Source organism: Paludisphaera borealis (assembly GCF_001956985.1).
Classification (GTDB): domain Bacteria; phylum Planctomycetota; class Planctomycetia; order Isosphaerales; family Isosphaeraceae; genus Paludisphaera; species Paludisphaera borealis.
This window is the reverse complement of record NZ_CP019082.1, coordinates 3,160,718-3,176,009: the sequence shown is the minus strand read 5'-3', so window position 1 is coordinate 3,176,009 and position 15,292 is coordinate 3,160,718. Positions and strand designations below refer to the sequence as shown.

Annotated in this window: 12 protein-coding genes; 7 read left to right on the top strand and 5 right to left on the bottom strand. The window is 65.7% G+C overall.

Annotation, left to right across the window (positions count from 1 at the left end):
- The first annotated feature begins 1,109 nt into the window (after positions 1 to 1,109).
- Positions 1,110 to 1,916 carry a glycosyltransferase family 2 protein gene (locus BSF38_RS12250; RefSeq protein ID WP_076350812.1) on the top strand — a complete coding sequence of 269 codons (807 nt, stop codon included), beginning with the start codon at positions 1,110 to 1,112 and terminating at the stop codon, positions 1,914 to 1,916.
- 3 nt (positions 1,917 to 1,919) lie between these two features.
- Entirely contained in the window at positions 1,920 to 2,780 is an 861-nt protein-coding gene (locus tag BSF38_RS12245; RefSeq protein ID WP_083712896.1) for a class I SAM-dependent methyltransferase, read from the top strand.
- A gap of 12 nt (positions 2,781 to 2,792) precedes the next feature.
- Here the strand turns inward: BSF38_RS12245 and BSF38_RS12240 are convergent, their stop codons facing one another.
- Both BSF38_RS12240 and BSF38_RS12235 read right to left on the bottom strand, forming a co-directional pair.
- Entirely contained in the window at positions 2,793 to 3,500 is a 708-nt protein-coding gene (locus tag BSF38_RS12240) for a zinc metallopeptidase (RefSeq protein WP_076345969.1), read from the bottom strand.
- Positions 3,501 to 3,545: 45 nt separating this feature from the next.
- Positions 3,546 to 4,415, bottom strand: a complete 870-nt coding sequence (locus BSF38_RS12235; protein WP_076345967.1) for a dienelactone hydrolase family protein — start codon at positions 4,413 to 4,415, stop codon at positions 3,546 to 3,548.
- A 304-nt stretch (positions 4,416 to 4,719) separates the two neighbouring features.
- Between BSF38_RS12235 and asnB the strand changes: the two genes are divergently transcribed.
- Positions 4,720 to 6,729 carry an asparagine synthase (glutamine-hydrolyzing) gene (gene asnB, locus BSF38_RS12230; protein WP_076345965.1) on the top strand — a complete coding sequence of 670 codons (2,010 nt, stop codon included), beginning with the start codon at positions 4,720 to 4,722 and terminating at the stop codon, positions 6,727 to 6,729.
- A 358-nt stretch (positions 6,730 to 7,087) separates the two neighbouring features.
- Positions 7,088 to 7,636 (top strand): hypothetical protein, encoded by a 549-nt coding sequence (locus tag BSF38_RS30695; RefSeq protein ID WP_145952093.1) that lies wholly within the window; start codon positions 7,088 to 7,090, stop codon positions 7,634 to 7,636.
- Positions 7,637 to 7,844: 208 nt separating this feature from the next.
- Here the strand turns inward: BSF38_RS30695 and BSF38_RS12225 are convergent, their stop codons facing one another.
- Positions 7,845 to 8,495, bottom strand: a complete 651-nt coding sequence (locus BSF38_RS12225; RefSeq protein WP_210405715.1) for a hypothetical protein — start codon at positions 8,493 to 8,495, stop codon at positions 7,845 to 7,847.
- Positions 8,496 to 8,690: 195 nt separating this feature from the next.
- Here BSF38_RS12225 and BSF38_RS12220 point away from each other — a divergent pair, with 195 nt between their 5' ends.
- On the top strand, positions 8,691 to 9,752 hold the full coding sequence (locus BSF38_RS12220) for a fatty acid desaturase family protein (RefSeq protein ID WP_076345961.1): 1,062 nt from the start codon (positions 8,691 to 8,693) through the stop codon (positions 9,750 to 9,752).
- 32 nt (positions 9,753 to 9,784) lie between these two features.
- Here the strand turns inward: BSF38_RS12220 and BSF38_RS12215 are convergent, their stop codons facing one another.
- Positions 9,785 to 11,170 carry a PhoPQ-activated pathogenicity-related family protein gene (locus tag BSF38_RS12215; RefSeq protein WP_076345959.1) on the bottom strand — a complete coding sequence of 462 codons (1,386 nt, stop codon included), beginning with the start codon at positions 11,168 to 11,170 and terminating at the stop codon, positions 9,785 to 9,787.
- Between the two features lie 213 nt (positions 11,171 to 11,383).
- Positions 11,384 to 13,141 carry a rhomboid family intramembrane serine protease gene (locus BSF38_RS12210; RefSeq protein WP_076345957.1) on the bottom strand — a complete coding sequence of 586 codons (1,758 nt, stop codon included), beginning with the start codon at positions 13,139 to 13,141 and terminating at the stop codon, positions 11,384 to 11,386.
- Positions 13,142 to 13,255: 114 nt separating this feature from the next.
- Between BSF38_RS12210 and BSF38_RS12205 the strand changes: the two genes are divergently transcribed.
- Positions 13,256 to 14,041, top strand: a complete 786-nt coding sequence (locus BSF38_RS12205; RefSeq protein WP_076345955.1) for an MlaE family ABC transporter permease — start codon at positions 13,256 to 13,258, stop codon at positions 14,039 to 14,041.
- 131 nt (positions 14,042 to 14,172) lie between these two features.
- Positions 14,173 to 15,288 carry an MlaD family protein gene (locus BSF38_RS12200; RefSeq protein ID WP_076345953.1) on the top strand — a complete coding sequence of 372 codons (1,116 nt, stop codon included), beginning with the start codon at positions 14,173 to 14,175 and terminating at the stop codon, positions 15,286 to 15,288.
- Positions 15,289 to 15,292: the final 4 nt, after the last annotated feature.

Here is a 15,292-nt window from a genome sequence, read left to right as displayed (position 1 = left end):
CGGCATAGGAGGAAGAATGATGAAATCCAGGCCCACGTATGGGTTGCGAGCGGCGAGCGGCTTCCTCTCATGGATATCCGTTCGACGGCCTTAACCCCCGGCAGTGGCAGTGTGATGATTTTGAGTGGTCGACGGTACCCACCCCGCGAGGCTGAGAAATGAGAGGCGATGTCAACCTATCCGACGCGCTTCCCGATCGTCAAGCATTCACCGGGAGACTTTTTGCGAGTATTTCAGTCGGCTTTTAATAAATTAGTATAAAGAAGCTAGAGGCTCCGCGGCCGATGCACGCGACGAATATATCGGATGATCGGGGGGCGTGGTTTTGGGGGACGCTCGGTCAAGGAATGCGTCCGCGTAGTACACTGTAAAATGGACGATTCTGGTGATCGCATGGGTTCTTTCCCAACTCGGTGCGCGGTAGTTCAAGGCGGGTCGGCCGCTCGCCCTTTGAAGATCGCGCGCGAACGAAGCCAATGGGTTCGACGAAGCCTGGGGAGTCGGAATCCGGAAGAACGGTGACGAGCGACCCTGAGACCGCGGTGAGCCGAGTTGGGGCGAGATCGAAAATCGGGGTGTTTCGGCGCGAACGAAGCCAAAAGCGATTTCCGACGCAAAGCCTGGAAGTTAAAAGAGTTGATGGTCGAACGCGAGCCGAATTCGACGGGGCGATCGAACCCAATATCGGCAACGGGCCGTCGAGGCGAAGGGGCGAGCCGGGAAGGCCCTGTAGACGGGGGCGGGGGCGAGCGACGGCGGGCGATCGGGTGGGGAAGCGATGGTTTTCCGAGCGATCGAACCCAAACGTGGTCGCGAGGGCGGGGGAGGGCTCGAAGGTGAACATGGGTGCGGGTGGCCGTCGGGGAATCGATCCAGGCTTCCCCTGAATCCGGCCCGTCGATTATAGTATCGATGTGAGTTTCCCAAGGATTGCAACAGCGGCCGACCCAACGGAGGGCTCCGGTTCGTCACGACCGCCCCGTCGCGGTTCGCGGCCGCGTGGATTACAGGAGGTAAGAAACGCGATGTTCGATCCCGTTTCCTCGACCCGGGCGAGCCTGAGGCCTCATGACGAGCTTGGGCCCGATGACGTAGGCGAACCGAATTTCGTGATCGACGAAGAGCGTCGCGACTGGTTGATCAAGAACCTGGGCGAGTCGTTCTGCCGGAAGATCGGCGTCTACCCGATCCCCGACGACTTCGTCCTCTCGGTCGTGATCCCGGTCTACAACGAGAAGAAGACGATCCACGAGATCCTCCGACGGGTCCGCGCGGTGCCGATCCGCAAGCAGATCATCATCGTCGACGACTGCTCGAAGGACGGAACCGCCGACGTCCTTCGCGAGCTGGCCAAGACCGACGACGATCTGACCGTCGCGTTCCATCAGGTCAACCAGGGCAAAGGCGCGGCGCTCCGGACCGGGTTCAAGCACGCGGTCGGCACCGTGGTCATCGTCCAGGACGCCGACCTCGAGTACGAGCCGGAGCAGTACCCCCAGTTGCTCCAGCCGATCATCGAGGGCAAGGCCGACGTGGTCTTCGGCTCGCGCTTCGTCGGCGAGACCCACCGGGTGCTCTACTTCTGGCACTCGGTCGGCAACAAAGCCCTCACGCTGCTGTCGAACATGTTCACCAATCTGAATCTCACGGACATGGAGGTTTGCTACAAGCTCTTCCGCCGCGAGATCATCCAGGGGATCACGCTCAAGAGCAACCGGTTCGGCTTCGAGCCCGAGGTGACGGCCAAGGTGGCTCGGTTCAAGATGAAGGACGAGAACGGCCAGGAGCGCGCGTGCCGGATTTACGAGATCCCGGTCTCGTACCACGGGCGGACCTACCGCGAGGGGAAGAAGATCGGCGTCAAGGACGGCTTCCAGGCCCTCTACTGCATCATCCGGTATGCGTTCGGCGATTGAACCATGAACCAGACCCTCGGGACGATCGGCGGGCTCGCCCGCGTGGCGACGCTCTGCCTGCTGACGGCCGCCCCGGTCGCCTGGGCCCAGCAGCCCGGGCCCGGGACGGCGACCCCGGGGGCCGAGCGACCGAAGGCGAAGGCGAAGCCGAAAGCCGACGCCACGCAGGCCGATCCGCCGAAGCCGAAGGCTCGTCGTGATCGGCCCGGCTTCTACATGGGCCGGCGGATCGCCGACGTGATGTCATGGCAAGGGGCCGAATGGCTCTACCGTGAGACCCGGATCGAGGAGGAGCAGCCCGAGGCGATGCTCGACGCCCTCGAAATCGTCCCCGGTTCGACCGTGGCCGACGTCGGAACGGGGGCCGGCTACCACAGCATCCGCCTGGCGCGTCGGGTCGGCGACGGCGGCGCCGTCCTCGCGACCGACGTCCAGCCCGAGATGCTAGAGCTGCTCCGGGAGAACGCGCGGACCGCCGGGATCGAGAACATCAGGCCCCTCCTCGCCACCCAGCGCGACACCAAGCTGCCCGCCGGCAAGGTCGACCTGATCCTGATGGTCGACGTCTACCACGAGGTCTCCAGCCCCGAGGTTCTGCTGGCCGGGCTCCACAAGGCGCTTCGGCCCGGGGGCCGGCTGGTGCTGGTCGAGTTCCGGGGCGAAGACCCGGAGGTGCCGATCAAGCCCGAACACAAGATGACGCTCAAGCAGGTCCGCCGCGAGGTCGAACCCCAGGGCTTCCGGTTTCAGCGGTCGCTCGAATTCCTCCCCTGGCAGCACGTCATCATCTTCGAGAAGCCGAAGCCGGACGAGAAGGCCGAGGCCCCGGCGGAAACCCTAAAACCCGAGCCCGCCAAGCCTTGATCGGCCTGGTTCTCAGGCCGAGCGATCGCCGCCCCGCCGCAGCGCGCCGGAGCGGATCACGAAGTAGGCGAGTTGAAGGACGCCCGTGAGGGTCCCGGCGACGTAGGTCATCGCGGCGGCGTTGAGGACCTTGCCTACGACGGCGTCCTCGTCGGCCGTGATCAGGTTGTCGGCCTGAAGCTGCTCGCGGGCGCGTCGGCTGGCGTCGAACTCGACCGGCAGGTTGACGATCTGGAACAGCACGGCCAGCGAGAAGAGGGCGATCGCCGCCCAGACGAGCTTCATCGACTGGAGGAGGAGCCCGGCGGTCAGGAACAGGAACGAAGCGTTGGAGCCGAGCGCCGCCAGCGGGACGATCAGGTTGCGGACGACCAGCAAGGGGTAGTGGTGGGCGTCCTGGATCGCGTGGCCCGCCTCGTGGGCGGCGACCCCGAGCGCGGCGAGCGAGTGGTCCTGGTAGTTGCTCACCGACAGTCGGAGCACCTTCTTGGAAGGGTCGTAATGGTCGGTGAGCTGCCCCTGGATCGGCTCGATCGTCACGTTGTGGACGCCTCCCGACCGCATGATCGCCGCTGCGGCCTCGGCCCCCGAGACCCCCGACGACGCCTGGACGCGCGACCCCTCGCGGTAAGCCGAGACGATCCGGGCCTGGGCCCAGGCCGCAAGGGCCAGAGCCGGCATGACCAGAAGCAAGTACAGCGGGTCGGTTCCGAAGAACATCGCGGTGGCCCCTTGCGGTCGGAGGTAGGGAAGCGAGGCGTCGGATTAGAGAACGCCGTTCTTCTTGAACCACTCTTGGAGCCGTTTCCAGCCGTCCTCGGCCTGCTCCTTGCGGTAGCTCGGCCGGTAGTCGGCGAAGAAGGCGTGCGGGGTGTCGGGGTAGACGTGAATCTCGGCCGTCTTGGCCGCCGCCTTGATCGCCTCGCGCATCTTCTCAATCGACTCGATCGGGATGCCGGTGTCGGCCCCGCCGTAGAGCCCGAGGATCGGGGCGTTCAGCTTGTCGGCCAGCTCGACGGGACTCTTGGGGTGCAACTCGTCGGGGTCGCCGACCAGTCGGCCGTACCAGGCCACGCCCGCCTTGACCGCCGGGTTGTGGGCGGAGTACAGCCAGACGATCCGGCCGCCCCAGCAGAAGCCGGTGATCCCCAGCTTCGAGACGTCCCCCTTCGACCCCTTGGCGAAGTCCACCGCTGCGTCGAGGTCCGACATCACCTGGGCGTCCGGGACCTTCGCTACGATCGGGCGGATGGCGCCGAAGTCTGTCAGCTTGGAGACGTCCCCCTGGCGGGCGTACAGCTCGGGCGCGATCGCGAGGGCGCCGAGCTTGGCGAACCGCCGGCAGACGTCCTTGATGTGCTCGTGGACGCCGAAAATCTCCTGCACGACCAGCACCACCGGAAACGGTCCGTCGCCCTTGGGCTGAGCCCGGTACGCCGGGATCTGGCCGTCTTTCGTGGGGATCTTGACCTCGCCGGCGACAAGGCCGTCGGAGTCGGTCGTGATGGTCTGCGCGGAGACCGGCTGGACCGCGAGCGCGAAGCCCGTCGCCAGCGAGGTGACCACGAAGCCTCGCCTCGAAAAGTCCGTCCCGGTTCCGGTCTCGGTCGCCGCCGCCGTCCGTTCGTCGTGCATCCGTCGTCTCCTGTGTTCGAGCGAAATCCGCCGTGGGACGCCTGGGGGTCGCCGCCACTCACCACGAAGGCCCGTAGGACCCCAGCCATGATAACCGGGCGGTTTCCAGGAAGCGATCGGCCCGATTTCCTCGATCGGAATGGCGGATTGGAGGACTCGCACCCTCGGCCGAGGCATCCGTCGGCCGCCGAGCCGGGCGGAACATGGTATAGTTGAAAGTCGGGCGAGCGGGGCAAACCCTGACGCGCCCGGTCGATCGCGTCGGCAGGGAGCGACGGCACCGAGGCTGGGAGATCTTGCAACCATGTGCGGCATCGCAGGGGCTTTTGACTTACAGGGTCGGCGCGAGTTCCCGACGTCTCGTCTCCTGGCGATGACCGCCGCGATCGCGCATCGCGGGCCGGAGGACGAGCAGGTCCACATCGAGCCGGGGGTCGCCCTCGGCGCGCGCCGGCTGGCGATCGTCGACCTCGCGGGGGGGCGGCAACCCCTCTCCAACGAGGACGGCACGGTCTGGGTCGCGCAGAACGGCGAGATTTTCGAGTACCCCGAGCTTCAGCAAGAGCTGATCGCGCGAGGCCACACGCTCTCGACCCGCTGCGACACCGAACTCTGGGTCCACCTTTACGAGGACCTGGGGCAGGGGATGTTCGCCAAGACGCGCGGGCAGTTCGCGGTCTCGCTCTGGGACCGCAAAGAGCGGACGCTGATCCTGGGCCGCGACCGCGTGGGCATCTGCCCGCTCTATTACGCCGAGGTCGACGGCTGGCTGATCTGGGGGTCGGAGATCAAGGCGATCCTGGCCTCGGGGATGATCGACGCCCGGCCCGACCGCAAGGGGATCGACGTTTTCTTCAACACGTTCTGCGCCAGCACGTCGCGGACGTTCTTCGAGGGGATCAAGATCATCCCGCCGGGGCGGTATCTGGTCGTCCGCGACGGCCGGATCGCGATGAAGCAGTACTGGGACCTCGACTTCCCCGACGCCGGCCAGGAGCGCCGGCTGAGCGACCCGACGCCGTTGATCGACGAGCTGGAGCACCTGATGCGCCAGGCGGTCGAGCGTCGGCTGCGGGGTGACGTGCCGGTGGTCAGCTACATCAGCGGCGGGCTCGACTCGACTGTCGTCCTGGGGCTCAGTTCGCGCGAGCGGGGCTACGCGGTGCCGTCGTTCACGATCGGCCTGAACCGCGCCGGGCCCGACGAGCGGTCGCAGGCCGCCGAGTCGGCCGAGGCGCTCGGGTCGAAGCTGACGATGGTGACGATGGACCGCACCGACATCATCAACGCCTATCCCGAGCTGATCCGGGCGGCCGAGGGACCGGTGATGGACTCGTCGGCCGCCTGCCTGATGCAACTGGCCAAGGCCGTGCATCAGCAAGGCTACAAGGTCGCGCTGACCGGCGAAGGGGCCGACGAAGCCCTCGCCGGCTACCCGTGGTTCAAGACCCAGCAGATCCGCCAGAAGCTCATCAATCGCTTTGGCACGGGGATTCCCTCGGCGATCCGCAACATGGTCGTGGGCTCGATGCGCGGCAATCCCGCCCACCTGCCGACGCGATACGCCACCCAGGGCTTCCGGACCGCCCAGCAAGACGTCTACGATCTGATGGCTCAGGCGCGGTCGTTCGTCTATTCGGGCGACATGTGGAACCACCTCGGTTCGTATTCGGTCTATGAAGACCTGGGGATCGACCACGACCGGTTCAAGCATTGGGCGCCGCTGAACCAGTCGCTCTACGTCGGCTACAAGGTGATGCTGGCGGGGCTGTTGCTCCACGGCAAGGGAGACCGGGTGGCGATGAACTCGTCGGTCGAGGGGCGGTATCCGCTGCTCGACGACGACGTGATCGCCTTCTGCGCGTCGATCGCCCCCGAGTACAAGCTGAAGGGCCTGACCGACAAGTGGATCTTGCGGCAGGTCGCCGCGCGGACGCTCCCCAAGAAGATCGCCAACCGTCCCAAGACCATGTTCCGCGCCAGCCGTTCCGAGGCGTTCTTCGACAAGGGCCGGCCCGCCTGGGTCGACCAGCTCCTCAGCCGCGAGTCGCTCGCGAAGACCGGCTATTTCGATCCCGACGGTGTCATCCGCGAACGCCAGGCCCTCGCCGGCCGGCTGCGGTTCACGCCCCGGCGGATTATCATGGACCTCAGCCTGACCTGCGTGGCCGCCACCCAACTCTGGCACCACACCTTCTTCGGCGGCGGACTCTGCGACCTGCCATCGTGGTCGCCGGAACGCGTCAGCCCCGCCGCGCATCCTACTTTGAACGGCTCGTCGACCCATCGAGAAACCCTCTCGACGCGGAACTGAGCCGAGGCTGAGCTCACCCGCCTGGGCCTGTCGGCCAGCACTGACGGGTTCGGCTCAGTCGGCCCGACGATGCAAGGGCGGCCGCTCGCTGCAAGAAGGTCTCCCTCTCTACGACCCCGCATGAGCAGAATCGGTGGCCATGTGTCTCGGCGACCCCTTGAACGCCGGCCTCTGGGTCTCCCTAGGAAGGCCGAAACATGACCTGACACTGGGCGTCTGAACTGACATTGGGTGTTGCACTAGGTGTTGACATAAACTGACACCGGGTGTCGCTTTAACCTTAAGCCTGGATTCAGTAATGAAGTCGACGCGAGCCATACAGCAGTGCCTATCGTGCTATCAGCGACTTCGAGTTCCGATGGACAGAGGGCCGGGGGCATTTACCTGCCCCGCCTGCGGGACGAAGCAGGAATGGACGCCACCAAATGCAAAGGCCAAGAAGTCCAAGTGTCAGTTTTGTGGCTGCCAAACGCCAAAGTGTTTGCTCTATTGCTTGTATTGCGAAAAGCCAAATTTGAAGGATTTGTCGATCAGAATCGTACGCGAGATCGAACGGTTTGCTCTGATATCAGTGGGCTTCGCCACCGGAGACACAGATGCTTTCGAGGAGTGGCTTAACCTCGGCAACGTCAAGCGGCAATTCCGGGAAATCCAGGACAACGAATGGCAGTATCTGGCAAATGGCAGATGGAGAATTTGGAATAGCGATGTCGCGTACCATCTGGAAGATAGAATATTCGGCAAGGACTATTTGATTCCATTTGGCCGTCTAGCCTCGATGCCCCAATTGTTGAACGTCAAAAGACGCAATATCCCGGATCGGCAATCTTACGGTGGTCAAAGCGACCGATTTGATAGTTCGCCTGCGCAAGAAAACGCTATTCGTCATCTCGAAGACCGAAATTGAACTCGAGCTTCTTCGGACAAGAGACTCGCGCTCCCCGCTCACTCGTGCTATCACTCGGAAATGGCGGAAGGGGAAAGGGGGCATTCTTAATCTTGGACGTAGCCTAGGGAGTCTGGGTAAAATCATAGGGGAGAGACCAGGAGCCGTTTTCCCCTCAACAGCTCCGCGAGCCATTGCGATCCACTCTCGACGGGGAACTAAGCCGGGGTCAGGCCGCCTGGGGGTGCTTCCGCCGGATCGCGACGGCGACGCCCAAGAGGGCGATCCACCAGGAGACGCCATAGGTCAGATAGGCGTAGTCGGGCAGAACGGCCATCAGCAGGCCGGTCGCCCACATCTGGACGGCGGGGATGAAGAACAACGGGGAGAACAGCCAGGCGAGCGAAGCGAGGAAGAAGGTGCTCAGCGTCCCCCAGACGGGTTTGAACCAGGGGAGCTCGATGCCGATCAGCGAGTTCAGGGCCACGACGTTGAACGACAGGATCAGGAACGTCGTCCAGAGCTTGGCCGCCAGGTTCACCGCCGCCGACCGCCGGATCCAATGCCGTCCCGCCAGCAGCCGCATCGCCACGAAGACGCCGACCAGCTCGACGAACCAGATCGCCAGATAGCGCAGATCCTTCCGCGAGACGGGTTCCGAAAGGACCTGGCAAACGATGAAGGCGACCAGATGGACCGACCCCACCCCGATCAAGGCCCGAGGCCACCGCGGGTCGTCCAGCTCCCGGCTCATGTCGTTTCGCAAGGAGTCGCGCCAGCCGTCCAGGTCGGCTGGGGTCGCCGGCCGAGCGGACCGCATCTCTTCCGTCAGCGAAGGGACCGACGTCCCACGCAGGAAAGCCTTTTCCTGGTATACCACCTTCATCGTTTCCTTGGCCCCCACGCCAGACCCGATCATCCGGAAAGACCCCATCGGTCGACCCTCAAGAATCGCCCTCTATTCTACCTGATTAGATGTTAAGATGAGGTGGCTGCAAAAAATGAAGGGCTTTTGGTTGTGCCTGGCGGACGGGTTGGGTTAACTTGCTGATGACCAGCGGCGGGCGGTGCATTCATGGCGAGCATCGTAGAGGCGGCGACGGCGGGCGGTCAGGACGAGAGCTGGGAGCAAGTGCATAGCGCGCTGGTTCCATTGCTCCGGGCCGACAACTCCACGAACATCGCGTATCTGGCGGCCGAGTACGTCGGCCTGGTCGGGTCGCTCGCGGGCTGTTTCTGGCTCTACGGGGCGTGGACCGGAGGCGCGCTGTCGACCTCGGCCTTTGCGGGCCTGGCGGTGGTGGGAATCGTGGTGGTGGCGGTGTTTCAGCACCGACTGTCGGGGCTTGGGCACGAAGGGTCGCACTACGCCTTGTTTCGCAACCGGCTGGCCAACGAGCTGGCGTCGGACGTCTTCTGCATGTTCCCGTTGATGGCGATGACCCAGCGGTTTCGGGTCACGCACCTGGGGCACCACCAGTTCCTCAACGACCCCGTTCGCGACCCGGACGCGGCCCGGCTGCATTTCGACGGCGACCGGTATCCGTTCCCGATGCCCAAATCGCGGTTCTGGTATCGCTACGTGGCGCTGTCGGCCTGGCTGCCCTCGCTGCTGCGATACCTCTACGGACAGGCCAAGAACGCCAACGTGACGGCCGGCCTACGCGAGCCGAAGGGGGTGTATCGGTTCCGCGTCGGCCGCTGCCTGCGCGGGGCGTACTGGCTGCCGATGCTCAGCTTCGTGCACCTGACGGGCTCGTGGCCGATCTTCTTCCTGTTCTGGGTCGTCCCGCTGGTGACGGTTTATCCGTTCTTGATGCAGCTTCGCGAGATCGCGCATCACAGCAACGCGACGGATGAAGGGGAGTTCACGCACTCGCGCAACTTCCACTGCAACCCGATCTTCAACTTCTGCGTCTTCCCGTACGGACAGGACTACCACCTGACGCACCACGTCTTCGGGCTGATGCCGCACTACAACCTCGCCCGGGCGCACACGATCCTGCTGCGATACCGGCCGTACCGCGAGCAGGCGGTTTCGTGCCACGGCTACTTCTTCCGAAGGTGGGGCAAGCCCGGGCCGACGGTTCTGGACGTGATGGCGAAGAAGCGCGGGCCGGAGTCGGCCCGCGCCTGAGCCATGGCAGGCGAGCGGGGGAGTGCGCCGTCTCAGCGCGACGCGCCCGCGCCGACGGGTTCGAGCACCTTTTTCTTGGGCTTGCTGGTCTTGGCCGCGGGAGCGCCCGGCTCGAAGAACGAGGTGGTCAGTCGATACGGGATGCCGTCGATCTCGTATTCCAGATCGGCGAAGACGGCCTTGTTGCCCATCTCCGGCGCGGCGACGACCGTGGAGACGATCGGGCCGGGCGCGAGCGAGGTCGACGTCCACTTCGATCCCCGGAAGTCCCGCTTCTCGGCCTCCGCGGTCCAGAGTCGGGCCGACTTGGGCGCGGGGTCGGCGTTGATCTTGAGGGTGTACTCGCCTTTCGGGGAGGATTCGAGCTTCCAGTCAAGCCGGGGAAGCTTCCGGCCGGTGACGTTGGCACGGAAGAAAACCGAGAGGCCGTTGATGGCCCATTCGCGGTTGGATTCGAGGCCGTGGCCCGCGTTGGGCAGCTCGACAAGGTACTTCGGCCCGACCAGGCCGTCCCAATAGAGGTCGAGGGCGTTCAGCGTCCAGTAGGGGTCGTTGGCGCCGTTGATCAGCATCTTGGGCTTGGCCAGCCGCTCGCGGAAGGTGTAGGGATCGACCATCTCCCAGAGCTTCGTGCCGGGCCCGGTCTGGGCTTGCTCCATCAACCCTCGCTGGACGTAGTCGTCGATCTGCTCGCTGTAGGCGCCCCAGACGTCGAGCTGGTTGGGCCCTTGCGGACCCATGTTGAGCATGACGATGACCATCGGCGCGATGGCGATCACGCGGTCGTCGACCGCTCCGGTGAGCCAGGTCGTCCAGCCGCGCTTCGACGCGCCGGCGACGACGAACCGCTTGACGTCGAACTTGCCCCCTTCCTTCGCCCACGCCTGGACGGCGTCCATGGCCTTGACGGCGCTTTTGACCATCGGGAACAGCAGCGGCCAGTTCTCGTCCTTCGAATCCAGGTAGCGGACGAAGGTCTCGGCGATCAGGCTGTCTTCCTTCTTGTCGCCGAGCAACGGCTGGTTCGGCACTTGGCTCAAGAGCGCGACCCGGGCGCCGCTGAGCTTGGCCAGCGTGAAGGCGAACATCTCCATGTCGGCGCCGGGCTTGTTCCCGGTGCTTCCCCCGGTGATGAACAGGAGGACGGCGTCGTCGTAGGTGACATTCTTCGATTCGTAGATCCGCAGGCTGTGCTTCCAGGTGATCTCCTGCCAGACCTGCGAGGTCAGCTCCAGGCCCGTCACCACGCCCATGGGCGTTTCCTGACGCTCGGTCTGCTTCCAGGCGAAGGCCGGGTCGGCCTTTTTGACGTATTCATCGAGATCCGCGCGGCAGGGCGCCGCCATGATCGAGAGTCCGACCGCCGCGACCGCGACGAGCGGGAATCCCAAGAAACCCCGCGAAGAGAGGAATCGCACCGATGTCGCTCCTGCTGATGGGACGAGGCGACCGCGTCGCGCGCCGCGCGCAAAAACGCCGGTCGTGACGGACGCCGGCTCGGACCGGCCCCGTCAGAAGCTGTATCACACGAAGTGTTCCAAGGCTTTTCCCGGGGTGAACCCCCGGCTCGCATGATCGTATCACGATGGACTGGATGCGGGCAATCCGCCTGCGCCTTTGATCCGACGCCGTCAGGGTCCGGGATCGCCCGACTCATCCAGAAGGTCATTATCGCGGAGGAATTTCAGCTCCACGGCCCGGCATTCCCGCTCGTGTTGGACCGACGCGCCCGCCCGGGCGATGAAGCCGTCGGGGCCTTCGAGCCAGGCTCGGTCCCTCGTCTTCTCGAACTGCTCGGCCGCGTCCATCGCCGCGATCTGCTCTTTCTGGGCCGATTCGAGGAGTCGCGCGGCCGTTTCCAGCTCCGGGGCCGTCGACCGGACCCGTGAGATCGTCGCCAGGTTGGTCTTGCCGAGCGCCGAGAGCGACTCGGTCAACTGGAGGAGTTCCGAACGTGCCGACGGCTCGTCGATCCGGGCGAGGAGTTGGGCGATTTTGGGGAAGTCCTTGGCCGATTCGAGGAACTTCTGATTCGCGGGGTCCATCCGCTGCCCGTAGTCCTTCACCTTGTCGTACGGGCTGAGCGTCTGCGATCGCCAGTGCACGGCCGCCGCCCCGACACCCGAAAGCACCAGGGCCGCCACGACGGCCAGGGCCGCCGTTCGCGCGGTCCTGCCGAGCGACGGTTTCGACGGCCACGAGGGCGAGAGGATCAGTCCCACGAGGAAGCCGGCCGCCAGTCCGCCCATGTGCGCCGACTGATCGATCATGGGGACCACCGCCCCGAACAGGGTGTTGAAGACGACGAAGCTCACGGCGCTCGAACGCAAAGGAGCGAGCACCGAGCTGGGGACCGACCGTCGCCGAAGCAGGAGGAAAGCCAGGAGCGCCCCGATGACGCCGAAGATCGCTCCCGACGCCCCCACGCTGGCGCGGCTCGGGGGCGTCGCCATGCTCGCGATCGCCCCGCCGACGCCCGAAGCGAGGTAGACGACCGCGTAGCCAAGGTTCCCGTAAAGCCGCTCGACGAGCGGGCCGATGTTCGCCAGGCACCACATATTGACCGCCAGGTGGAGCAAGCCGCCGTGCAGGAACACGCTCGCCGCCAGCCGCCAGTACTCGTGGCCCAGGACGACGGGCGCGGCGTCGTTCGCCCCCCATTTGAGAAGCTCGCCCGAAGTCGGCGTCATCGGGCTGATTCCGCTGGCGACCATCGCCACGAAGACGGCCACGCACGAGGCGATCAGCGTCGGCGTGACGAACGCCTTGGGCGTCGCGGTCATCAAATCGCGCCGGAACGTCTGCAAGTCGCCGCCGTAGATCCGCAGCCGGCTGTTGGCTTCGACGACCTTGGGCAGCACTCCGGCGATCCGCCTCGCCAGTTCGGGGTCGAGCTTCTCGATCGACGGGGCGACCCCGGTCCGGGCCGCGACGGAGAGGGTCTGGATCGCGTCCGCCATGGCCGCCGCCAGCGCGGGCTGGCCGTCCGGCAAGGCGATCGTCCGACCATCGGCCACGACCAGTCCGGTGCCGCCGGCCGTCGACCGCGCCTCGATCGGCGAGCCCATCTGGCGGTAGTCGATCCCTTCGCAATGGATCGCCTTGCGCCGGTCGCCGTCTGCCTTCGGGTCCGTCACCGAGAACCAGAACACCCGGCGGGTGGTCAGGAGGATCGGGCAGGAGAGCCCGTCCAGGACGTTGTCGACGGCCGCGACCAGAAGCTCGCCGGGCTCCAACGGCAGGTTGGCGTGGACCGCCACGCCGAGCGAGGCGCTGGTCAGCTTCGGCGCCAGGTGGACCTGGCTGAACGGGCCGAGTCGGGCGCACGTCGCCAGGACGAACACGTCCCACGGCTCGGAATTCTCTCGCGGGGCCAGAATTTCCGTCATCTTCGCTGGTGGCCTTTCCGGATCTCGGCCGATCATCCTGAACGAGAACGTGGGTTCGAGCAGTCTGTTCTGTATTGTGAGTATCCGGGAACACGGCGTAAAGGCGCGCTCCACATGCTGGGAACCATCGCCGGCCGGCTTGAAGACGTCGGCCGCTTCCTAGGGTTCGCGATCCGGACGCTGACGGCGATTCCCGCCGCGCTGGTCGGCCGGTTCACCGAGATCGTCTGGCAGTTCGAGCAGGTGGCGGTGAAGAGTCTGCCGATCGTGCTGGGCGCAGGGATGAGCGTCGGCCTGGCGACCTGGTTTCAGACCCACCGACTGCTGGCGGCGAATGGTGCCGAGGCGGCCTTGCCGAGCTTCCTGGCGGTCGCGGTGGTCGTCGAACTCGGTCCGCTGATGGCCGGCGTGCTAGTCGCGGCGCGGATGGGCGCGGGGCTCGCCGCCGAGCTAGGCTCGATGAGCCTGAACGAGGAGATCGACGCCCGCGAAGTCCTCGGCGCCGACCCCGTTTCGAGTCTTGTCGCGCCCCGGGCCGTCGCCTGCACTCTGGCCGTCCCGCTGCTCACGGTCCTGGTGGACGCCTCGGCCCTGGCGGGCGCGTTGGCCGCCGAGAGCGTCGCTGGCCGGCTCTCACCGCAACTGTTCTGGCGGCAGTCGCTTGTCTTCTTGAGGCTGTCCGACGTGATCCCCGCCACGCTCAAGACAGCCGTCTTCGGCCTGCTCGTCGGCGTCGTCGGCTGCTGGATCGGCCTGCATTCCGAACGCTCGGCCGAAGCTGTCGGCCGCGCCGCGACCCGAGGCGTCGTCTACGCCGTGCTCGCCGTCTTCGCCGCCAACGTCGTCCTCGTCCCTCTCATCCAATGGGCGACGGCCAGACTGAGCGAAGGAGCGTTCTGAGTCTACGGCGGTTTCTCTCGACTCCGACTCAACTTGCGGTATTCTGCGGCGAAGAGAATGATGAGGATGAACGTGCGGCGGCGTCGCGACCAGGGCGTCCTGACCGGACTGGTTCCGGGAGGCGAACTCGGATGATGCGTGCAATGGGACGGTGGCGGGTGCTGGCGAACGCCGGTTTCGCGGCGTTGGTGCTGGCGCTCGGGGCGTTCGGGCTGTTCCAGGTGGCGAACCGGCGGTGGCAGGTTCAGCCGACGTTCCACGTCCGGGCCCAGTTCCCGACCGTCAGCGGGGTCGAGGCCGGGCACCGGGTGCGGTATCAGGGGGTCGACGCCGGGGTGGTTGAGAGCGTCGTGCCGCCGGGCAAGCCGGGCGAGCCGGTCGAGCTGGTACTTCGCGTCGATGAGCGGCTTCATCATCTGGTCCGCGCCGATACGACGGCCCGGATCATCGCCGAGGGGATGATTGGCGCGCGCGTGGTCGACCTCAAGCCGGGCGAGGCCGACGCCTCGCCAGTCGCCGAGGGGGGGCTGATCCGGTCGGAACCACCGGTCGACCTTGCCGACCTGATCCACCAGGCGGGCGCCTCGCTCCGGGAGATCGACCGGACGGCCAAGGCGGCGCAAGAGGGGCTTGAACAGGTTGCGGCCATCGCCGGCCAGGTTCGCGGCGGCAAGGGGAGCCTGGGCAGGCTGATCCACGACGACTCGGTCTACGACAACCTCGTGGCGCTCACGAAGCGCGGCGACAAGACCGTGGCGGCGATGGAAGACAACCTCATGGCCCTCAAACAGACGTGGCCGCTGTCGCGGTACTTCGACGCCCGCGCCTATCTCGAACGGGATCACGTCCTTTATCACCCCGGCTCGCAGCGCATCTGCCGGACGCTCCGGGCGGAGGAGCTTTTCGAGTCCGGCCGGGCGTTGCTGACGCCGACGGGCAAGACCCGGCTCGACGAGGTCGCGCGGTGGTTCAAGAAGACCAGCCAGACGCGCTCGGAGGTGGTCATCGCGGCGTTCACCGACCCCGAGGTCGACGCCGACATGGCCGAGGCGCTCACGCAGGAGCAGGCCGAGGCTGTCAGCAAGTATCTGGTCGATCATCACGGGATCAATTCGGCCGGCTGGTTCAAGAAGCGCAAGGTGGCGGCGGTCGGCTTCGGCGGTCATTCTCCCCGGCTGGCCGAGGACGGCTCCGAGCCGCTTCCCTCGCGGCGCGTCGACATCATCCTGTTCACTCCCCAGATTTAAGCCG